Genomic DNA, 23,165 nt, shown 5'->3' with positions numbered 1-23,165 from the left:
TATCTTTTTGCTATTGTCAACTTCTGAAAAAGACCACTAAGTGGAAAAAATAAGAGAAAAGAAAGGTGAATAATTTTTTATGACAAAAAGTGTAAAATTTTTAGTGTTACTGTTGGTAATGATTCTACCAATTGCGGGGGCGTTATTGATTGGTCCAATTTCGTTTGGCGCCGAATTGAGCAAAAGTCCAATCGTTGACAAAGTAGAATTGGATCATACTACTTTATATCAAGGAGAGATGACCTCCATTAAAGTATCTTTTAGTGACAAAGAGAATCAGAAAATAAAACCTGGAGATACTATTACTTTAACTTTACCAGGTGCATTAGTTGGAATGACCGAGAACGATGGCTCACCACGAAAAATCAATTTAAATGGTTTAGGGGAAGTTTTTATCTATAAAGATCATGTTGTAGCAACATTTAACGAAAAAGTTGAATCTTTACATAATGTGAATGGGCATTTTTCTTTCGGGATTAAAACGCTTATCACCAATAGTTCGCAACCGAATGTGATAGAAACGGATTTCGGAACAGCAACGGCGACTCAACGTTTGACGATTGAAGGAGTGACTAACACAGAGACTGGCCAAATTGAGCGAGACTATCCGTTTTTTTATAAAGTAGGCGATTTGGCTGGAGAGTCAAATCAAGTACGTTGGTTTTTAAATGTGAACCTCAATAAATCCGATGTCACAGAAGATATTTCAATTGCGGATCGACAAGGAAGTGGTCAACAATTAAATAAAGAGAGTTTTACATTTGATATTGTGAATGACAAAGAAACTAAATATATTTCACTTGCCGAGTTTGAGCAACAAGGTTATGGCAAAATTGACTTCGTAACAGATAATGACTTTAATTTACGTTTTTATCGGGATAAAGCACGCTTTACTTCCTTTATCGTCCGTTACACTTCGACAATCACAGAAGCAGGCCAACATCAAGCAACATTTAAAAATAGTTATGACATCAATTATCAACTAAACAATCAAGACGCAACGAATGAAAAAAATACATCACAGGTTAAAAATGTTTTTGTAGACGGTGAGGCAAGCGGCAATCAAAATGTGGAAATGCCAACAGAAGAAAGTCTAGACATTCCTTTAGAGACAATAGAAGAATGGGAACCAAAGACACCTACTTCGGAACAGGCAACAGAAACAAGTGAAAAGACAGACACAACAGAAACCGCAGAAAGCAGCCAACCAGAAGTTCATGTCTCACCAACAGAAGAAGAAAATCCAGATGAAAGTGAAACACTAGGCACGATTGAGCCAATCATACCTGAAAAACCAAGTGTGACAACTGAAGAGAATGGCGCAACAGAAACGGCAGAAAGCAGCCAACCAGAAGTTCATGTCTCACCAACAGAAGAAGAAAATCCAGATGAAAGTGAAACACTAGGCACGATTGAGCCAATCATACCTGAAAAACCAAGTGTGACAACTGAAGAGAACGGCACAACAGAAACCGCAGAAAGCAGTCAACCAGAAGTTCATGTCTCACCAACGGAAGAAGAAAATCCAGATGAAAGTGAAACGTTAGGTACAATTTCACCAATTATTCCTGAAAAACCAAGTGTGACAACTGAAGAGAACGGCACAACAGAAACGGCAGAAAGCAGTCAACCAGAAGTTCATGTCTCACCAACGGAAGAAGAAAATCCAGATGAAAGTGAAACGTTAGGTACAATTTCACCAATTATTCCTGAAAAACCAAGTGTGACAACTGAAGAGAACGGCACAACAGAAACGGCAGAAAGCAGCCAACCAGAAGTCCATGTCTCGCCAACAAAAGAAATTACTACAACTGAGAAAAAACAGCCATCCACAGAAACAACTGTGGAGACAAATAAAACTATTACATCAAAAAATCAACCACAAATACTAAACGTTCCATTAAATACATTGAAAAATGAAGGAAGCCCACAATTGGCTCACCAACTGCTTAGTGAACCAATTCAAAAATTAAATGAAGCAAACGGGCAACGAGAACTTCCCAAAACAGGCACAACAAAAACACCGTTTATGCTAATAGCAGGAATACTGGCAAGTACATTTGCCGTTTTAGGTGTAAGTTATCTACAAATCAGAAAGAATTAACAATAGAAAAGCCATCCAGCTTTCGCTGGGGGGCTTTTCTATTATCTGGAGATAAATTGCTGATAGGCGCCAATCAAAAACTATGCTACAGTAAGGTATGTACTGCTCGAAAAGGAGGGAGTAAATGACTAAAAAAATATGGTCGCACTTTCGGAAAAGCTTCACTTGGTACATTTTGATTGGCGTGATTGTTTCATTATGTAGTGCTTTAGCAATTTATTTTTTTCAACAGTTGTTAGATCATTATCAAAAAAGTTTCCAACTAGGGTTGTTAGTAGCGTATGGAACGACAATTATTTTAATTCCGCTATTGTCTTACTGTGAACAGAAACCGAAAGCTTACTTAACTAATGGCATCTATTTCTATTTGAAGAAATTAAGTTTAATAAAAATGAGCAAGATTTCCTATGAAGAATATCTAAAACTGGGAGCGGGAGCTTTACTACAAAAAGTAGAAGTTGGTGCAGCAGCTGGGAGAAATATCCACTTGAATTTTTATGGGCGCTTATTTCGAGAGTTAATTCCAGAGACGTTATTTAATTTATTTTTCATAGCATTGATTGATAAAAAATTATTACCAGCAATTCTAATTGGTTATGTGATTGTATTTATTTTAACCAAAATACTTTTGAAAACGCTACAAAAAATGAAAGAAAAAACACTTATTTCTGAAGAAGCAATGAATGCTACTTTGATACGAGGGATGACAGAACTAGTAACTTTTAGAATTAATCGAAAATATAAAAAAGAGATTGAAAATTACGCGTTAATGGCAGAGGAAAATAGTCAAAATATAACAAAAATGACTATGATCCATGAATTTTTCTTTGGCTTTTTTGCCTTGTTAGTTGCACTTATCAAAGTAAGTATTGTCGTACTTAGTTTTACTAACGTCGTGACGCTAAGTTTAGGTGGACTTGTAGCGATAGTGATGTATATCGATCGAATTTATACGCCGATAGCCATATTTAATGTTTTATTTGTTCAATATAATTTGGATAAAGTAGCCTATCAGCGCTTGGAAGATTTTTATAAAAAAGAAGATGATCCTGACTTAGCGGTTCCAGGCAAAGCGTTACCTGAAATTCAAACAATTTCATTAAAAGAGGTGTGTTTTAGCGTAGATAGTCAAACGATTATGTCCCAACAAAATCGACAATTTTCAATGAACAAAACCTATGGCTTGATTGGAAAAAGTGGGACAGGCAAATCTACCCTGATTAAATTGATTTTAGGATTATTGAAGCCGACAGAGGGGACAGTTTATGTGAATCAATTTCCTCTAACACAATTCAATTTGGAAGATTATTATGAAAAAGTTTTTTATTTATCTCAAGATGTGCCAATATTTCAAGGAACGTTGAAAGAAAATATTGTATTTAATCAAGAAATTTCTGATGAACAAGTAATTGAAGCTATGTATCGTTTTCAGTTGGGGGAACTTTATGAACGGTTACCGGAAGGCTTAAACACTATTGTGAGTGAAAAAGGAATGAATTTTTCTGGTGGCGAGAAACAACGGATTGCTTTTACACGCTTAGCATTTACACAAGCAGAGATCCTTATTTTAGATGAGGCGACTTCTGCATTGGACGAAAAGACCGAAGAAAAAGTGTTACAAGAAGTACAAAAATTTACCCATAATAAGTTGACTATTTTGGTTACTCATCGACCTAAAACCCTGCGATTTGTAGATGAAATTATTGATTTAAATGAGTGAACTTGTTAGCTCTTTGGCGCTTCTTTTGCTACACTTTTTATAAGAATTGAGAGAAAGGGGCAACTGTTGATGAATAATAATGAGCAAGAATTAGCGGAATTTTGGGATGAATTTGCAGAAGAATATGAAGAAATTCAACAAGAATCGCCATTTCCAATTGCTCGAGAATTACGTGATTTCTTGGTCCAAGAAGGCATTTTTCCGTGTCAGACATTTCTGGATATCGCAGGTGGGACGGGACGATATTTACCTTTTTTTCAAGAGCAAGTCACGGAGTATACGCTAGCCGATATTTCTCAGAGAATGTTGGAGATTGCGGAAGCAAAAGCACAAAGCAACGTTGTTTTTCTTCACCAAAGCCAAGAAAGACTGATTGAGACTGGGAAAAAATTTCAAGTCGTTTTTTCAGCGATGAATCCTGCTTTGGATACGCCGGAAAAAGTTAATGCATTGTGCCAATTAAGTGAGGAATGGTGTCTTATATTTCGGCTAGTGGAAGAGCAAGATTCGTTATTTTCTCCTTTTGAGCAAGAGAGCAACCCGCAGTTAAATTGGATGGCAAAATACAAAGCATTTCTAAAAAAAGAACAGCGACCTTTTTTCACAAAAAAATTTTTCTTTGAAGCATCAGAAGCTATTTCAAAAGACTTTTTCCGCAACTATTTTGAAGAACAATGTTCAGTTCCAATTTTAGAACAACGCGTACAAGAAATTTTTGGTTCTCATGAAATTAAGCAAAATCAGCGTACCATTATTTATGAATTAATTGTTATTCCATGTAAAAAAACAACCAGCGATGACTAATTATCGCTGGTTGTTTTTCGGTTATTTAATTGTGCGAAAGCTTTTTCTGGAATCTCTTTTTTATCAATTTTGACAGGAGATTGGATGATTCTTTTTTTACTAATGGTTGCTTCTATGTAAGCATTTGGTTCCAAAGGTTGAGGATTTTTGTCTGTCCGTTCGTAGTCCATAACTTGCGTTTTTCCATTACTTTTAACAAAAGTTAGTCGATAGTGTAAAGAATATTGGCCATCTATGCTTTTTTGATTGTCATCTACTGTTTGTTTTCGTTCAGGAATTTCTAGAGGAACTTGTGCATAGGCTTTTTCACCCTTATATGTATCTGCATAATAACGATAGCCTGTATAACCACCAACAATAAATAAGCCAATAAATAAAATAGCGCCGATTTTTTTCATTTTTTCTCCTCCTAACAATTTACAAAAATAGCATAGCAAAAGAAGAAGGAGATGGAACATCGAAAAAACGAACAGTTATCTTACAAAACTGTTCGTTTTTTTGGTCTATTTAGCTTTCATCAGAGAGTAGAAAGGAATCATTTTTATTACGATAACTAAAGAAAATAACAAAGTACAATAGGCCTGTTAAAAGAGTAACGCCTAACGAATTTGTAAATAAGATGCCAATAAAGATGAGTCCTAAAATGATTAAAGCAAGGAGATTAATACTTTTTTCAAAGAGAGACCCTCGTTTTAAAGACAGAACAAACGCCGCAGCGCTAATTAAAATCCAAATTAGCAAGACAGTGTAAGAGAGAGAACCGGCTAAGTAACCAAATAATTCATCGCCAACAAAATAAGAAAGAATAACGCCCAGATATAAAACACTGGCGCAGAAGAAAACTGAACGTTGAGGTACTTGGTGCTTGTTTAAAACCGCTAGTTTACTCATGGGTCCTTTTTTATCTTTTAAGCGAAAATATAAAAGGCGAGAAGAGGCGTATACCCCAGAATTAATAGAAGAAAACAAGGCTAAAATAATCACAAAATTTACGATGTCAGCAGCAAAAGGAATATTCATTTTTTCAAAAACCATAACAAATGGACTCACCGTTGTGCCTGCTAAGGTATTCCAAGGGAAAATAATCAAAAGTAAGAATAATGGAATGATATAGAAGGAAATAATCCGTCCCATCACACCACGAATCGCTTTAGGAATGGCTTTTTTAGGATCATCTGCTTCACTGACAGTAATCGCGATTAATTCTGAACCGCCATAAGAATAAATAACTACTAATAAAGAATTAACAATACCTTTCATGCCATGTGGGGCGAAGCCACCATGCTTGGTGATACTTTGTAAAGTAGGGAAGACACCACTGCCTAGCATTTGTTGTCCCACCAGATAAACACCAAAAATAATTAACAAAATGATGACACTAATTTTAGCAAACGCCAACCAATATTCTGTTTCTGCAAATAAACGAACCGAGTAAAGATTAATGAGCGTCGTTAAAATAGCTAAAATGAAAACAAAAAACCAAGCAGGAATATTAGGAAACCAAAGTTGTAAAAAGGAAGCTGCGGCAACCGCTTCTGCGATAATATTAATTGTCCACATGGAATAATAAACCCAATCAATAAAATCAGCAGAATGTGCACCTAAAAATGGTCGAACTAAGCCAGACAAACCATGATGTGTGTCTCCGCCATCTAAAACAAGTTTTCCTAAACCACTCATGACGATGAAGAGAACAGCACCGCCAATTAGAAAGGCGATTAAAACAGAAGGACCAGCAATACCAATTGCTTCGCCACTTCCTTTAAAAAGACCTGCGCCAATCGCTCCCCCTAAGGCTAACATCGTAATGTGGCGCGAGCTTAATTGTTTTTTTAAGGTTGTTTGTTGTGTTTCACTCATAGGATTCTCCTTTAATTGAAAAAAATAATATGAAAATAACTTTCTTTATTATATACAATTTTCTGACAATTACAACTATTCTGTCAATGAAAATGAAAAAATAAGTGAAAAATATTATGAAAATAAAAAAATTGAGCAATTTAAGTGATTAAAATTGCTCAATTTTTTTATTAATTTTTATTTTTTAATAGAGTCATAATTGTTAATGGAACAGTAATGACTACATAGCCGATGATACTAGCCACTACTAAATAAGCTATAGGACTCGAGAAATTAAATAAGTCCGTTAAAAGTATTGCGACAATCATTGAAATAGCATAACAAATGAATAATTGAATAAACCGCTTTGCAGACAAAAAATCACCTCTTCCTAATTAGTTAAAGTCTCTTTTCAATCATTTAGTATACACCTGAAAAGAAGAATAAACTATCATTAATTAAAAGAAAAAGTGAAACCACTAGCGGATTTTTTGTTCAGCTGATTATCTTAAGAATTAGAAAATGGGCCATAAGTCATTTCGACTTATGGCCCATTTTCATTTATGACGTTGGCTTCGTGTAAATTGAGAAGTCTCGTCTTCTCTAGTGGTTGGTTGCTGTGTTCGTTGTACGGTTTGCTTTTCCGGCTCGCTCTTTTTTGCAACATCAGTCACAACATTTGGCTTCTGAGAAGGGGGAACGGTTGTTTTTTTGTTTGAAGTTGGCGTAGTTCTTTTTGCTTCTTTCTTTTGTTTCTTTTTATTATTTTTATCATTTCCAGTGACTGTCAAATAGATAATCAGAAAAATCATTAGGATCGTTGCAACAATTAATAGAATAAACATGTTAAATGAAATGAACATGCATGGCCCTCGTTTCTCGTTTTTTCTTAGTTTACCAAAATTTCAAAATTTCGTCACTCTTTTCTTCAGAAAAAACGAATTTCAAAGGGGTTAAAAGAAACTTTTATAAAAAAGCCTCCTTTTTTGTGTGAAAATGCACAAAATTTCTGGAATCGTTTGCTGTTAAAACCAGATACTGGTAAAATAATTATTGTATAAGAATCATTTTAAAAAAGATTTTTGTTACAAATAACGTATTTGTTGAAAAGGCACTGTGAAGTAGTTAGAGACGACAGCCAAGTGACTTTTAATGACAGCCGCCCAATTAATTTCATGGAGCCTTTTCGTAGAAAACGAGGAGGTTATTTTGCGTGAAAGTGAGTATATTTTCGACATGCGTGGTGGATTTACTTTTTCCAAATGTAGGGCAAGCAATGGTAGAGGTTTTGGAACGATATGGCTGTGAAACGGTTTTACCAACAAGCCAAACGTGTTGTGGTCAGCCAACGTACAATAGTGGCTATGTGACAGAGAGCACGACAACGCTTAAGAATCAAATTGATAGTTTTGACGGTGCCGATTATGTGGTGGGACCTGCGGGGTCTTGCGTCGGCATGATGAAAGAATACCACAAATTTTTAGCAGATGATCCTATTTATGGACCAAAAGCACAACGTTTAGCTGAGCGAACTTATGAGTTTAGTCAGTTTCTTTATCGTGTCTTAGGGGTCAAAGATGTTGGCGCAACGCTATATGGGAAAGCCACTTATCATCGTTCTTGTCATATGACGCGAATTTTAAATGAACGAGAATCACCCTTTGTTTTGTTGGATCATGTGAAAGGATTAGAAATGATTCCTTTAGGACATCTTGAAAATTGTTGCGGATTTGGCGGAACGTTTTCAGTGAAAATGCCAGCTATTTCTGAACAAATGGTGACGGAAAAAATGAACGATGTGATTGATACAGGCGCAGAAATTTTAATTAGTGCGGATATGGGTTGCCTGATGAATATCGGGGGTAAATTCAATCGTGATGGGAAAAAGATTAAGATTATGCATATTGCAGAAGTCCTTAATCACGAAGTGGATGAAGCACGCATGGACCAACCGCAAATCATATCGGTAGGGTAAGGGGGAAGAACTGTGGGATTATCAACGAGCAATAAGCCGTTAAGTGAACGAATTGAAGAAAGTAAAAAAGATGTGTTTATGCAAAAGGCTGTCGCCAAAGCACAAGATGCCCAATGGGAGAAACGAGAAGGTGCGCGGGAAGCTTTAGGCAATTGGCCACAATGGCGTGAACTGGGAGAACAAATTCGCCAACATACCATTCAATATCTGCCTGACTATTTAGAAGAGTTCAGTGATAACGTTGCCAAACGAGGTGGCAAAGTCTTTTTTGCTCAAACCGCCGAAGAGGCCAATGAATATGTGAAACAAGTGGTTCTAGAAAAAAGGGCGAAAAAAATTGTGAAATCTAAATCAATGGTGACGACCGAAGTCGATATAGATCCAATGTTATTGGGATTAGACGATGTTAGTGTGATGGAAACAGATTTGGCGGAATTCATTTTACAAATGGATGACTGGGATGAGCCGTCACATATTGTTTTCCCAAGTATTCATAAAAATCGCGAACAGATTCGTCAGGTTTTTGCGAAAAAATTAGGGTATCAAGGAGATAATGACCCGGTAAATTTGGCACGCTGTGCACGAGAAGTGATGCGCAAATTCTTTTTGGAAGCGGAGATTGGCATTACAGGTTGTAATTTCGCTATTGCGGATAGCGGCTTAATTAACTTAAATACAAATGAAGGAAATGCTGATTTGACCATCAGTATTCCTAAGACACAAATCGTGTTAATGGGAATGGAAAGAATCGTACCAACAATGCGTGAAGCAGAGGTTTTAGATAACCTTTTAGCCAGAAGTGCCGTTGGTCAAAATTTAACAACGTATGTGACGTTTGCTGGGCAAAAAAATGCGGATGAATCCGATGGTCCGGAAGAATTTCACGTAGTCATTTTGGATAACGGGCGTTCAAAAGCTTTAGGAACAGCCTTTCAGCCAGTCTTACAGTGTATTCGTTGTGGGTCTTGTCTGAATGTTTGTCCGGTCTATCGCCATATTGGAGGGCACGGTTATGGCTCTATTTATCCAGGACCAATTGGTGCTGTGCTTTCTCCAATTTTAGGTGGATATAAACAGTTTGGGGAATTGCCTTATGCGTCTAGTCTTTGTGGGGCATGTACGGAAACGTGTCCTGTGAAAATTCCATTGCACGAATTATTAATTGAACATCGTAAAGTGATGACCGATGATCTGAAAATGAAACATGGATTTGAAGATTTCCAAATGCGTATGGTAGGTAAAGCCACTGGTTCACCAGCAATGTTTAAAGCAGCCATGAAAGTCGATCATGCTGCAGCGGGCATTTTAAGTAAACAAAAAGACATTACTGTTGAAAACATGTACAATCATGGGGGCTACCTTGATAAAGGACCAGGGTTAGTAAAAGGTTGGACCGATGTTCGTGATTTGCCAAGACCACCAAAATCTTCAGAAAACTTCAGAAGTTGGTTCAAAAAACATCAAGAAGGTGAAAAAAATGACTAACGAAGCGATTCAAAATCGAGAACCTTTTTTACAAAATCTACGAGAAAAATTAGGCGTAGAAAAACAGCCTGTTTCGGCCCATCCATTTGAGCCAGTTAATCATTTACCAGAAGAACAGTTGGCAGATAAAACACCAGCAGAGCTATTAACGATTGTGAAAGAACGTGTGGAAACGATTCACACGAACTTAGTGGAAACCACACAAGAAAATTTACTGACGACGATTCAGCAAATTGTTGCTGAGTTTGGTGGGGGCAATCTTTTATTGCCAACAGATGCACGTTTTGAAGCCTATGGATTAGCTGATTTAGCTAAGTCATTAGAGGCTGTTTCTGTTAAGCAATGGCAACCTGGAAGTGAGCAACGAGAAGCGAATATTCAAACAGCTGCTCAGGCAAATATCGCGATTGCCTTTGCTGAGTTTTTACTAGCTGAATCAGGAACGATTGTGGTGGAGTCCAATGCGGGACAAGGCAGAGCCTTACATTTTTTACCGAAGCATTACATTTCAATTATACCGTTTAGCAAACTCGTTCCACGTTTGACTCAGCCAGCAGCTTTTTATACAGAAAAAATAGAAAAAGGCGAAAAAATCGGCTCAGCGATTCACTTTATTTCAGGGCCTTCTAATTCAGGAGATATTGAAATGCAACTGGTTGTCGGGTTGCATGGTCCTTTAGAAGTTTGTTACGTGGTTGTGATGGATCGCTAAAACGCTAGAAGCATAATCAATTCAGCCCTTTTTAGAATTGATTGTGCTTTTTTTATGAGCAGGATCAAAAAAGTAAGAATCAAATTTGAAAGAAATACGTTTTTTTTCTGACCATTTTGTAAAAAAAGCGTACATAAAAATTAATTGAGTGTTAAGCACTATAGGATTGATTTACTTTGTGGTAGAATATGAGACATAAGATAATAAGGTTTTTGGAGGAATGAGTTTGAAATCAAAAGAATTAATTAAAACAGTCGTCTTTTTTGCCTGTTTAGCTTTGGGTCTGTTTTTACTGAGACAATTTGTATTTACGCCTGTCGTAGTGAGAGGTCATTCAATGGATCCAACGTTAGCAGATGGTGAACGGGTAATTACGTTAAAAAACACAGAAATTAATCGTTTCGATATTATTACTTTCCCAGCGCCAGATGAACCAGATAAAAATTATATTAAACGTGTGATTGGTTTACCTGGAGATACAATTGCGTACAAGGATGATACGTTGTACATCAATGGAAAAGAAGTTGACGAACCCTATTTAGATGAATTTAAAAAAGCCTTAACAGATGGTCAACCTTTGACAGGCGATTTTTCATTAAAAGAAAAAGTACCAGCAGATAGCTACTTTGTTTTAGGTGATAATCGACGGAATTCAAAAGACGGTCGTGTCATTGGTTTTATTCATAAAAAAGATATTTTGGGTGAAGTGAAATTTGTGATGTGGCCATTCTCACGGTTTGGTCCAATACCAGAAGTGTCAAAACAATAAAAGAGACAATGAGTAAAAGAGAAGGACGGAAATGTGTAAAAACAAACACATGTTTCCGTCCTTCTTTTGTGGTAAAATAAAGGCAGTGCAAAGGAAAAGGATGTGAAACCATGAGTGTGCAGTTTATTAGAGGAACCGCCGTGGCAGACTTAGAAGCGCCACTTATACAGGCGACAAAACAATGGCTAGAGGAAGACGCACAGCATGAAGTATTCTATTTAGTCCCGAACCATATTAAGTTTGAGCAAGAAATTCAAGTCTTGCAAAAGTTACGTCAATTACAGACAACTACGTCTGATTCAATAACCAGTACCCGTCTGCAGGTTTTTAGTTTTTATCGTTTGGCTTGGTACTATTTACAACATACACCTTTTTACTCGGCAGATGTTTTATCTGATGCAGGCGCTGCGATGATTTTCCGCAAAATTTTAGTAGAAGCAGAAGAAGAGTTACAAATTTTTAGAGGTGAAATTAACAAGCCCGGCTTTATTCAGCAACTATTTCAGCTTTATCAAGAAATGCGCGAAGGCAATATTGAGATTGCGGAGCTTTATCCATTTTTAGAAAAACAAACGGAGAACCCTAAAGGACAAGATTTACAACTTAAGTTTCAAGATTTAACGTTAATTTTTACGCGATTCCAATTACAAATGAGTCAGTATGGCTATGAATCAGCGGAGATTATTCAACATTTAAGCGAGTATTTACAAACGGTTGATTTGTCGAATGTTCAATTCGTTATTTCAGGCTATCAGCAGTTTACTGCCAGAGAATTAAAGTTGATTGAAGTGCTAATGGCGCAAGCAGGTTCTGTGAAAGTAGCCCTCGTATTGGACAAACAATATCCGCATGACTTACCTGATCCGCGGTCGTTATTTTATGAAGCGGGACAAACCTATCATCAGCTTTATCAACTAGCAAGGCAGAAGCAAATCCCGATTCTTTCAGATTATGTGGAAAAGAAAGAGGTATTAATTACAAATCCAGACTTGCAAGGATTAAACGATTATTGGATTCAATCGCAAGAACACCTGCCTCCATTAAGCACATCTGACTGGAGTGGCGATGGCTTATTTCTGTGGCGTGCTGAAAACGTTAAAGAAGAATTAACACATGTTGCAACCGAAATTCGCCGTTTAGTAGTGGAAGAAGGGTATCGGTACAAAGAAATTCAGGTGTTGACTCGTGATTTAGATTGTTATGAAAATTTATTAGAACCGATTTTTGCGGAACACGAGATTCCTGTTTATGTCGACCGAGATATGGCTATGGATCGGCATCCTTTAGTCGAATGGATTGAATCTTTATTTGCTATTCATTCGTACAATTATCGTTATCGCGATGTGCTCCGTTTTTTGAGAACGGAATTATTTATGCCAATGAATCAACTCGCTACTTCTGAAGAAAGCTTGACTGATTGGTTAAACCAACGGAACGCTTGGCGCAGAAAAGTTGATATTACCGAAAATGTGGTCCTGGCATACGGCTATGAAGGTTATTATTGGTCGCAAGAAAAAGATTGGGAATTTATTCGGTATGATTTTGAAGCGGAAGAGCAAGAAGATGTCGCTACGATGGAAGAAGAGTCAAATGCGATTCGTCAATCGCTTCAACGGCTGTTACCTAGTTACTTTCAAGCAATGATAAGTGCCAAAACTGGTTTGGAAGCAGCGACCGTCTTCTATCACTTTTTACTGCAAAGTGGTGTGGCAACACAATTAAAAATGTGGCGCTTACAAGCTATCGAAGCAGGTCAACTAGAAACAGCTCGTAACCATGAACAGACTTGGGATGCATTGATGTCGTTACTAGATGAATACGTCACTGTTTACGGAGAAAGTTCGTTTGATTTTACAACGTTTCAAGAAATATTTGTTAGTGGCTTGGAAGGTTTGCACTATAGTAAAGTGCCGACAGCGATTGACCAAGTACAAGTTCGCGCAATGGATTTAACTCGACCTGGCGCTGCCAAGGTTACTTTTGCTATTGGGATGACGGAAGAAATTTTTCCACAAAAGATTGAAAATAAAACACTGTTGTCTGATGAAGAACGTCAGACAATCAATGATACGTTAACGGAAAACCAATATTTACGTGGGACAACCGGACGCAAAATTGCGCAAGAACCTTATGTTGCGTATCTCGTCTTTTCTTCTGCGCGAGAACGGTTATATTTAACCTATCCAAGTGTTAAAGACACCGCTCAAGAAGTCAAACCGTCTCCTTATTTTAAAAATATCCAAAAAGATTTAAACTTGCCCGTTTTTGAAAAAAATGAAACAACCATTTTCGATGATGAAACGACCAGTTTAGCCCATATTAGTACGTATCGGACGTTAATCGGTGAATTAACGCGTTTGAAAAGACAACGGAAAGAAACACAAGAAGCATTGTTGCCTTTCTGGTTAAATATGGAAAAAGCGCTAATGAACCAATCAATTGCGCCGCTAGCCAAGCAAGTTTTCGAAAGTTTAACGCATCAAAATATTCCTGAAAAGATTGATGAGGTCTTAGCAGAACCTTTATATGGTAAAGATATTTATACGTCCGTTTCTCGGATGGAGAGTTTTTATCGCTGTCAGTATCAATACTTTTCTCGCTATGGCTTACGTTTGAAAGAAAGAGATGTCTTTGGGCTTTCGCCAGCAGCTACAGGGGAATTTTTCCATGAAGCATTGGATCAGTTCTTTAAATTATTGATTATTAATCAACGGAACTTATCTGAATTAACCGATCAGGAAGTCAATTTATTGGCGGAGGAAGTGCTAAATAGTATTTTAGGGGATGCGCGTTTTTCTGTATTAACGACCTCTAGTCGCATGAACTATATTCGCTATCAATTGAGTCAAACAATTAAAAAAGTCAGTTGGGCGCTGAAACGTCAAAGCCAACGAAGTGGCATGACGACTGTTCAAACAGAAGTGTTATTTGGCCAAATTGCCGCTAAAAAAGGAATTTCTGGTTTGGAATTACCATTAAAAAATCAAGGGAAAATTCATGTTCGGGGGAAAATCGACCGGATTGATCAATTGGTTACACCCGAATCAACCTATTTAGGTGTGATTGATTATAAATCGAGTCACCGTAAATTTAATATGACAGAAGCGTATTACGGCTTAGCCATGCAAATGCTGACGTACTTGGATGTGGCTTTAATGGATGCTGTGCAATTAGTTGGTCAAGAAGCTAAACCTGCTGGCTCACTTTATCTGCATGTACACAATCCTACATTATCTTATGAAGGCAAAGACGACATTGAACAACAAATGCTTAAAAAATATCAGTTTGATGGTCTTTTGATGAAAGACCCAGATTTATTGGATCATTTAGATACGAGTCTGCAAGCTAAACAAAGTTCGTTGCTGTTTCCGATTGAAGAATCCGCCAAAGAACAAATTAAACCTGGTCGTCGCCAAGAAGATAAATTTGTGACAGAACCAGAATTAGGCGCGTTGCTTTCCCATAACCGAAATAAATTTATTGAAGCGGGGAATCAAATTATTGGCGGCGAAGTTCAACTTAATCCCGCTTATCAAGGCAAGGAACGGATTGCTTGTCGCTATTGTCCGTTTCGAAGTGTCTGTGATTTTGATGTGATGCTAAAAGAAAATAATTATCATCGTATTGAGAATTTATCCAAAGAGGAAATTATGGCGCGCTTGTTAAACAAAGATGAGGAAGGAGCAACCGAAGATGAGTAAAACAATTCCACTACGTCCAGCCAATGAGCAATTCACCGACAGTCAATGGCAAGCGGTGTTTGATGGCGATGAAAATATCTTAGTTTCTGCTTCGGCTGGCTCAGGAAAAACCACTGTTTTAGTCCGCCGTGTCATTGAAAAAGTCAAAAGCGGCGTCGATATCGATCGTCTCTTGATTGTGACGTACACTGAAGCCGCCGCCCGTGAGATGAAAGAACGTATCCAAGTGGCTTTACAAAAGGCAATGAATGAAGAACAAGATCCAGAAAGAAGACGGCATTTTTCTCGTCAAATTGCTCTTTTGCCAACAGCCAATATCAGCACGTTACATGCCTTTTGTTTAACTGTTATTCGTCGTTTTTATTATTTAATTGACATAGATCCAGTTTTTCGGATGTTAACAGATGAAACAGAAACATTGTTATTAAAAGAAGATGTTTGGGATGCATTACGTGAACAATTTTATGCGGAAAATCAAGAAGAATTTTACCAATTAACAGCGAATTTTTCCAATGATCGTAGTGATGACGGACTCACTAACTTAATTTTTTCTTTTTATGAATTTGCCAAAGCCAATCCTGATCCAGAGGCGTGGATTAATGGCTTAACACAAGCCTACGAAGTAGGGGATCAGCTAGGCGAATCAACGTTATTTCAGACGTATTTAAAACCGCTAGCCGTTGAGACGTTACAACGAACTCTTCAGCGTTACGAAGAAATGGTGACCTTAACAGAGGGCGAAGAGAAACTTCAAAAGATTTGGTATTTAGCTCAAAATGAAAAGGAACAAACAAAACAATTTTTACAATTTTTAGAGAGAAATGATTTAGAAAGCGCCTATAATTTGACTGAATTGTTAAGCTTTGACCGCTACCCAACGGTTCGTGCCGAAGAGTTGAAACCAACCGCGGAACAAGCCAAACAGTTACGAGAACAAAATAAAAAAGCGTTAAATGATTTGAAAAAGCAACTGTTTACACTTTCTCCAGATGCCATGAAACAAGTCTTGAAAGAGGCCACGCCCATTGTTCAAGAAATGGCTCACGTGGGGAAACAATTTATGGAGGCCTATGGCACAGAAAAACGGCTTAAAAATTTAGTGGATTTTAACGATTTAGAACATTATACGTTAGCTATTTTAGCGAAAAATCAGGCAGATGGCTGGCATGCATCAGAAGCCTCTCTTTACTATCGCGAAAAATTTGATGAAGTGTTAGTCGATGAATACCAAGATATCAATCAATTACAAGAATCTATTTTGTATTGGTTGCGCCGCCCGCTTAGCGCAGAAGGAAACCTTTTTATGGTAGGGGATGTGAAACAGTCTATTTATTCTTTCCGCTTGGCAGATCCTACGTTGTTTATTGAAAAATACAATCAGTATGGGCAAGGCAAAGAGGGCAAACGAATTATTCTAGCTGAAAATTTTCGTTCCCGCAAAGACGTTTTAGACTTTACGAATTTAGTATTTAGTCAATTAATGGATGAGCGAGTGGGCCAAATTGCTTACGATGAGTCAGCCGCTTTGCTTCATGGCTTTGATCAATTTTCGGAGGCGGCTGATTATTCAACTGAATTGCTAATTTATGAAAAAAAAGCAACAGAATCAGTTGAATTTCCAGAATTACAATCCCCTGAGTTGTTGATTGAAGATAAGACAGAAGGGGAACTTTACGTTACTGCTTTGAAAATTCGTGAATTAATTGACCAAAATTTCTTAATTTATGATAAAAAGCTGAAAACGGATCGACCGATTACTTATCAAGATATTGTCTTATTAACGCCTACAAAGAAAAATAATTTAACTATTTTAGATGTTTTTAAATCATTAGAAATTCCAGTTCAAGTCAATGATGCTCAAAATTATTTCCAAGCAACGGAAATTCGTACAATGATTGCCTTGCTTCAATTGATTGATAATCCCTATCAAGACATTCCTTTGGCAGCTGTGTTACGTTCACCAATTGTTGGATTAAAAGAAAACGAATTAGTGCTTATTCGTTTGGCTAATAAGGAAACCAGTTACTACGAAGCATTTTTAACGTTTAATCAAAAGATGGAACCAACCATGGAGGAAGCAGTTGTTCAGGAAAAAACTATACGTTTTGCTGAATCATTAGAAAAATGGCGGGAACAGGCTCGACGCAACCAGATTAGCACCTTGCTGTGGACGATTTATCGAGAAACGGCCTACCTTGATTATGTTGGCGGGTTGCCTGTTGGCAAACAACGCCAAGCCAATTTATATGCGTTGGTCGATCGGGCCGCGGCGTATGAAAAAACAACCTTCCACGGATTATTTCAATTTGTTCGCTTCATCGAAAAAATGCAAGAAAAAGACAAAGATTTAGCAGAACCAGTCGTTTTAAGTGAAGAGAATGCCGTACGCGTCATGACGATTCACGCTAGTAAAGGGTTAGAATTTCCGGTGGTATTCGTTTTAGATATGACCAAAGAATTTAATGTCAGTGATTTGAATGAACGCTATATCTTTGAAGAAAATTTAGGGGTAGGCATTCGTTATTTACAACCTGAAGAACGAGTTATGTACGATACTTTACCATTTTTGGCGATTAAACAAGTACGATTGAGAAAATTACTATCCGAAGAAATGCGGAAGTTATATGTGGCGTTGACACGTGCAGAACAAAAACTTTTTCTGGTGGGCTCCTATAAAGACCAAGCGGCAATGTGGAAAGAGTGGCTGAAAGTTGGCGATGTGGAAACACTGGTGCTACCAGCTGAAAATCGCTTGCAAAGTAAAAGTAGTTTAATGAATTGGGTTGGGATGACATTGGTACGCCATCAAAAAGCCGATGAATATCAGCAAGAAGTAGTAGTAAGTAACGTTCCGCAAGTCAAAAAGCACCCAGCTAACTTTCATATTCAGTGGTTCAACGAAGAACAACTACGAGCAGCCATTCAGCAATTACAATTGCCAGAAAGACAAGCAGAGGATTTAGCCGAAAAAGCGCAATTATCTGCTGACAAAATCAATCGTGGTCTTGCACGGTTAAGTTTCAATTATCCGTTTGAAGTGGCTACTCGGACTACCAGTTATCAGTCTGTTTCTGAAATCAAGCGAGTATTTGATGACCCCGATAACAAAGAAATTGGTAAAATTGAGGTTCGGGAAGACAATACTATTCAAGCGCAACCGTTGATTGTCAATCGAATGATTGAAGGAGATTTAAGTAAGCCTAAATTTTTAGATACGGTTCAAGCGCCCTCAGCAGCTGAAATTGGGACAGCAACCCATTATTTATTACAACTAATTGATTTAAGTAAGCAACCTTCTTACGAGGAAGTGCGAGCTGTTCAAGAACGCTTAGTGGAAAATAAATTGATTTTACCAGCAATTGCTGAAAAAATGAATCTGGAACAAATCGTGGCCTTCTTTGACACCGCCCTAGGAAAACAATTGATTCAACACCATCAAACCGTTAGAAGGGAACAACCTTTTTCTATGCTGATTGAAGCAGAAGAGCTCATTCAAAATTATCCAGAAACGACACAAGATGATTTATTAATTCATGGGATTATTGATGGCTATATCGAATTAGACAATCAATGCATTTTGTATGACTATAAAACCGATCATGTAAAAAGCACCTCTCCCCAAGCGATTTCTGAAATTGTCGAACGGTATCGCGGACAGATGAATCTTTATCGTAGAGCACTACAAGAGGCAACGCATAAAGAGGTGTCGCACGTCTATTTAATTTTATTAAATGGAGGAGTAATTATTGACATGCAGACAGGAAATGTTGTAGATTTTATAAAGTAGAAAAAATTAGAAGCAGAAACACTTACATTTTGTAAGGAATGTGCTATACTCATTGAAGAGGTGAGGAAGATGGAAAAAGTAAAAACAGAATCGTTTGTACTTTGTCCCAAATTTGAAAAATCATTTTCAATACTTGGTAAAAAATGGAATGGTTTAATTATTGATGTTTTATTAGAACGAGGTCCTCAACGTTTTGGCGAATTAAAAGAAAAAATTCCAATGTTAAGTGATCGTGTCTTAGTAGAGCGATTGAAGGAACTAGAAGCTGAAGGAATTATCACCAAAGCTGTTCGTTGCGGTGAAGGAAATCGCTTAGAATATTTCCTAACCGAAAAAGGCGAAGACTTGCAATTAGCAATGGAACAAATTCAACATTGGGCAGAAAAATGGGTAAAAGACGAAGAATGCAGTTGACCGCAAGCAAAACTTCTTGTAAACTAAACGTAATTAAATAACTAAAAAAACAGTGATGGAAACAAGTAGTTTGAATTGACGTGTTTTAGGGAGAGTCAGCCAGAGACTGGAAGCTGATTTACACAGTCACCAAGCGAAATTCACTTCCTGAGTTTGTTTGTTTTCAAGAAGAAAGCAAACCGGTAATTGCCGTTAAATGAAATGAGTGCATGACAACAATTTGTTATGAATTAGGATGGTAACACGATAGCTCGTTCCTTTGAAAGGAATGGGTTATCGTTTTTTTTAGTTTAAATAAAAGATAGAGGGGAACGCATAATGACATTACAAGCGCAATTAGAAGCTCTTAGAGACAATACGCTCAAAGAAATCGCACAAGTTGCTACTTTAAAAGAATTAAACCAAATTCGCGTAGAAACATTAGGAAAAAAAGGACCAATCACCGAAGTATTAAGAGACATGAAAAACCTTTCACCAGAAGAACGACCAGTGGTGGGGGGCTTTGCAAATGAAATTCGTGATTTATTAACAGAAGCAATTGAAGCGCGCAAAGTTGTTTTAGAAAACGAAGCGTTAAATGCGGCACTAAAAGAAGAAAGTTTAGATGTAACTTTACCTGGAAAACAAATGCCTCAAGGCACACGTCATATTTTGACACAAGTTATGGAAGAGATTGAAGATATTTTCTTAGGCATGGGTTATCAAGTAGTGGAAGGATACGAAGTAGAATCCGATCATTATAATTTCGAACGCATGAATCTACCAAAAGATCATCCGGCACGCGACATGCAAGATACGTTTTATATTTCAGATGAGATGTTAATTCGTACGCATACTTCACCAGTTCAAGCTCGAACAATGGAAAAACACGATTTTTCAAAAGGTGCATTACGAATGATTTCTCCTGGGAAAGTATTCCGTCGTGATACAGATGATGCGACACATAGTCACCAATTCCATCAGATTGAAGGCCTTGTTGTCGATAAAAATGTCACAATGGGTGATTTAAAAGGGACGTTAGAAGTCATGATGAAAAAAATGTTTGGTGAAGATCGTAAAATTCGTTTACGTCCTAGCTATTTCCCTTTTACAGAACCTTCAGTCGAAGTAGATGTTAGCTGTTTTAAATGTGGCGGCGCAGGTTGTAACGTCTGCAAACATACAGGTTGGATTGAAATTTTAGGTGCGGGGATGGTTCATCCAGATGTGTTACAAATGTCAGGGATTGATCCAACAGAGTACTCAGGCTTTGCCTTTGGCTTAGGACCAGATCGCGTTGCTATGTTACGTTACGGTGTAAATGATATCCGTAATTTTTATCAAAATGATTTACGTTTCTTAAATCAATTCAAGGTAAAGGAGTAGTTGAAAAATGTTAGTTTCTTATAAATGGTTAAATGAATATGTTAATCTTTCAAACGTTACTCCGCAAGAATTAGCGGACAAAATGTCTGTGACAGGTATCGAAGTTGAGGGCGTTGCTGTACCTGAAGAAGGCTTAAAGAAAATTGTTGTCGGTGAAGTAAAAGAATGTGTTCCTCATCCAAACTCTGACCACTTATCAATTTGCCAAGTAGACATCGGTGAAGAAGAATTGTCACAAATTGTTTGTGGAGCACCAAATGTAAAAGCCGGAATTAAAGTCATCGTAGCATTACCTGGTTCAAGAATTGCAGGAAATCAAAAAATTAAAAAAGGTAAAATGCGTGGCGAAGTCTCTAACGGAATGATTTGTTCGTTAGAAGAGCTAGGATATTCAGACAATGTCGTACCAAAAGCCTATGCTGAAGGGATTTATTATTTACCTCAAGAAGCAGTGAATGGGACACCTGTTTTCCCTTATTTAGACATGGATGATGCGATTATTGAATTATCAATTACACCAAACCGTGCAGATGCACTAAGTATGAGAGGGGTAGCCTATGAAGTTGGCGCAATTTATCGTCAAACGCCTCAGTTTAATGATCCCGAACTCAAAGAAGATGCTTCAGATAACGTGGGAAATTACGTAACAGTGACTGTTGAAGATTCACAAGATGCGCCAGCGTATCAAATTCGTGTCATTAAAGATGTGACGATTGCAGAAAGTCCTCAGTGGTTGCAAAATCGATTGATGAATGAAGGAATCCGTCCGATTAACAATGTGGTGGACGTGACAAATTATATTTTATTATTATTTGGTCAACCGTTGCATGCATTTGACTACCAAAAATTAGATAGCAAAGAAATCTTGGTTCGTCGAGCAACAGCAGCAGAAGAACTAATTACATTAGATGGTGAAACACGTCAATTAACAGAAGAAAATATCGTCATTACGAATGGAAAAACGCCTGTCGGTTTAGCTGGCGTAATGGGTGGGGCTAATTCTGAAATCAGTCAAGAAACAACAACTGTGGCTTTAGAAGCGGCATTGTTCAATCCATTGTCTATTCGCAAAACGTCTAAACAATTCAATTTACGGAGTGAATCTTCAAGTAGATTTGAAAAAGGCATCAACCAAGCGACAGTTGGGTTAGCTTGTGATGTGGCAGCCGCGATGATTGCAGAGTTAGCCGACGGAACAGTGGTTTCAGGCACTGCAGTTGGTTCTGAAGTGGCCGTTAAAGAAGCGCAGGTAGCTGTGACTTTAGAACGAATCAACCAATATTTAGGTACTGCATTAGATAAAGCAACGGTGAATGAAATTTTTGAAGCACTCGGTTTTGCTTATGAAGTAAATCGAGGCGCCTATGAAATTACGATTCCACCAAGACGTTGGGATATTACGATTGAAGCAGATATTATTGAAGAAGTGGCGCGCATTTATGGATATGATCATTTACCTTCAACATTGCCAAGTGGAGAAACAGTTGCTGGAAGTCTAACCAAAGCACAACATGTTACGCGCCAATTAAAGAGCTTACTGGAAGGTCATGGTACGAGTGAAGCCATCAGCTATGCATTGACAACAGAAGAAAAATCCCGTCAATTTATGATGAAAGAAAGTCAAACAACACGGTTGCAATGGCCAATGAGTGAAGAGCGTTCTGTGTTACGTATGAACTTAATTTCTGGTTTATTAGATGATGTCGCATACAATGTGGCACGTAAAAATAATAATATCGCCTTCTACGAAGTAGGACGCGTTTTCTACCAAACAGAAGATCCAACAAAAAATTTACCTACAGAAGAAAATCACTTAGCACTTGCTTTAACTGGTAATACAATGGTTAAAGATTGGCAAACAAAAGCAACAGCCGTTGATTTTTATACAGTAAAAGGCTTAGTGGAAAGTATTGTAGCTGTTTTAGGATTAACAGAAAAAATCAGTTATCAAGCGACAACGGCGATTCCAGAAATGCATCCAGGCCGGACAGCATGGATTTATTTAGAAGGTGAAGTGGTTGGTTTTGTCGGACAAGTTCACCCAACGACAGCGAAAGCGTACGATATTCCAAAAACATATGTTGCTGAATTAAACTTGCAACAATTAGTAGCCATAGAAGCAGGCGGGGTTACTTATGAAGCAGTTTCTAAATTTCCAGCAGTTTCTCGAGACATTGCTTTATTAGTCGATGAAACAGTTACCAATCAAGAACTAGTTAAAACTATTTCAGATAACGCAGGTAAATATTTGAAAGAGATTCATTTATTTGATGTATATCAAGGTGAAAAACTAGGCGCTGGCAAAAAATCAATGGCGTATAGTTTAACTTTCGTTAATGCAGAAGCGACATTAGTGGATGAAGAAATTAACCGTTCAATGGAAAAGGTTGAAAAAGCGCTAATTGAAAAACATCAAGTAGAAGTAAGATAAAATAAAAACAGGAAAGTGGGGCATAAGTCGAAATGACTTATGCCCCACTTTCTAAATCT

The 23,165-nt window shown here is 37.5% G+C and carries 16 protein-coding genes and 1 other annotated feature; of the genes, 12 read left to right on the top strand and 4 right to left on the bottom strand.

From position 1 onward, the window contains the following. Nucleotides 1-79: 79 nt before the first annotated feature. From ace to IGL80_RS09460, 3 genes are all read left to right on the top strand, one after another. Nucleotides 80-2,104 carry a collagen-binding MSCRAMM adhesin Ace gene (gene ace, locus IGL80_RS09470; protein WP_192436379.1) on the top strand — a complete coding sequence of 675 codons (2,025 nt, stop codon included), beginning with the start codon at nt 80-82 and terminating at the stop codon, nt 2,102-2,104. A 124-nt stretch (nt 2,105-2,228) separates the two neighbouring features. Continuing rightward, nucleotides 2,229-3,824, top strand: coding sequence for an ATP-binding cassette domain-containing protein (locus tag IGL80_RS09465; RefSeq protein WP_002360601.1), 1,596 nt, complete (start codon nt 2,229-2,231; stop codon nt 3,822-3,824). Between the two features lie 69 nt (nt 3,825-3,893). Next, nucleotides 3,894-4,628: a class I SAM-dependent methyltransferase gene (locus tag IGL80_RS09460; RefSeq protein WP_002404449.1), complete on the top strand. Its 735-nt coding sequence runs from the start codon at nt 3,894-3,896 to the stop codon at nt 4,626-4,628. Here IGL80_RS09460 and IGL80_RS09455 read toward each other — a convergent pair. The 4 genes from IGL80_RS09455 to IGL80_RS09440 form a co-directional block, all read right to left on the bottom strand. Continuing rightward, nucleotides 4,625-5,026, bottom strand: a complete 402-nt coding sequence (locus tag IGL80_RS09455) for a YxeA family protein (protein ID WP_002358048.1) — start codon at nt 5,024-5,026, stop codon at nt 4,625-4,627. The two genes, IGL80_RS09460 and IGL80_RS09455, sit on opposite strands and share 4 nt — an antisense overlap. A 109-nt stretch (nt 5,027-5,135) precedes the next feature. Beyond that, nucleotides 5,136-6,488 carry an amino acid permease gene (locus tag IGL80_RS09450; RefSeq protein WP_002404447.1) on the bottom strand — a complete coding sequence of 451 codons (1,353 nt, stop codon included), beginning with the start codon at nt 6,486-6,488 and terminating at the stop codon, nt 5,136-5,138. 170 nt (nt 6,489-6,658) lie between these two features. Further along, nucleotides 6,659-6,844 (bottom strand): hypothetical protein, encoded by a 186-nt coding sequence (locus IGL80_RS09445; protein ID WP_002358046.1) that lies wholly within the window; start codon nt 6,842-6,844, stop codon nt 6,659-6,661. 180 nt (nt 6,845-7,024) lie between these two features. Further along, nucleotides 7,025-7,312 (bottom strand): hypothetical protein, encoded by a 288-nt coding sequence (locus IGL80_RS09440; RefSeq protein ID WP_002393431.1) that lies wholly within the window; start codon nt 7,310-7,312, stop codon nt 7,025-7,027. 368 nt (nt 7,313-7,680) lie between these two features. Here IGL80_RS09440 and IGL80_RS09435 point away from each other — a divergent pair, with 368 nt between their 5' ends. The 9 genes from IGL80_RS09435 to pheT all read left to right on the top strand — a co-directional run bounded on the left by IGL80_RS09435 (nt 7,681) and on the right by pheT (nt 23,106). After that, the gene (locus IGL80_RS09435; protein ID WP_002360596.1) at nt 7,681-8,442 is read left to right on the top strand and encodes a (Fe-S)-binding protein; all 762 of its coding nucleotides are present in this window, start codon (nt 7,681-7,683) and stop codon (nt 8,440-8,442) included. Between the two features lie 12 nt (nt 8,443-8,454). Next, nucleotides 8,455-9,927 (top strand): LutB/LldF family L-lactate oxidation iron-sulfur protein, encoded by a 1,473-nt coding sequence (locus tag IGL80_RS09430; protein ID WP_002360595.1) that lies wholly within the window; start codon nt 8,455-8,457, stop codon nt 9,925-9,927. Then, nucleotides 9,920-10,639 (top strand): LutC/YkgG family protein, encoded by a 720-nt coding sequence (locus tag IGL80_RS09425; RefSeq protein WP_002360593.1) that lies wholly within the window; start codon nt 9,920-9,922, stop codon nt 10,637-10,639. The genes IGL80_RS09430 and IGL80_RS09425 overlap by 8 nt, the downstream gene beginning before the upstream one ends. 220 nt (nt 10,640-10,859) lie before the next feature. Then, entirely contained in the window at nt 10,860-11,408 is a 549-nt protein-coding gene (gene lepB, locus IGL80_RS09420; RefSeq protein WP_002358039.1) for a signal peptidase I, read from the top strand. Between the two features lie 110 nt (nt 11,409-11,518). After that, the gene (locus IGL80_RS09415; RefSeq protein WP_002404445.1) at nt 11,519-15,109 is read left to right on the top strand and encodes a PD-(D/E)XK nuclease family protein; all 3,591 of its coding nucleotides are present in this window, start codon (nt 11,519-11,521) and stop codon (nt 15,107-15,109) included. Continuing rightward, nucleotides 15,102-18,896, top strand: a complete 3,795-nt coding sequence (gene addA / locus IGL80_RS09410; protein ID WP_002360589.1) for a helicase-exonuclease AddAB subunit AddA — start codon at nt 15,102-15,104, stop codon at nt 18,894-18,896. The genes IGL80_RS09415 and addA overlap by 8 nt, the downstream gene beginning before the upstream one ends. Nucleotides 18,897-18,965: 69 nt before the next feature. Then, nucleotides 18,966-19,310: a winged helix-turn-helix transcriptional regulator gene (locus IGL80_RS09405; RefSeq protein WP_002358035.1), complete on the top strand. Its 345-nt coding sequence runs from the start codon at nt 18,966-18,968 to the stop codon at nt 19,308-19,310. A gap of 43 nt (nt 19,311-19,353) precedes the next feature. Next, nucleotides 19,354-19,572 (top strand) — a binding site (T-box leader). A gap of 56 nt (nt 19,573-19,628) precedes the next feature. Next, entirely contained in the window at nt 19,629-20,675 is a 1,047-nt protein-coding gene (gene pheS, locus IGL80_RS09400; protein ID WP_002360588.1) for a phenylalanine--tRNA ligase subunit alpha, read from the top strand. Between the two features lie 7 nt (nt 20,676-20,682). Then, complete coding sequence (pheT, locus tag IGL80_RS09395; RefSeq protein WP_085366459.1) at nt 20,683-23,106, top strand: phenylalanine--tRNA ligase subunit beta; 2,424 nt, start codon at nt 20,683-20,685, stop codon at nt 23,104-23,106. Nucleotides 23,107-23,165 lie beyond the last annotated feature (59 nt).

Source organism: Enterococcus sp. DIV2467a (assembly GCF_050532945.1).
GTDB lineage: Bacteria > Bacillota > Bacilli > Lactobacillales > Enterococcaceae > Enterococcus > Enterococcus faecalis.
The sequence above is the reverse complement of the archived record's forward strand: the minus strand, read 5'-3'. Positions and strand labels throughout refer to the sequence as shown.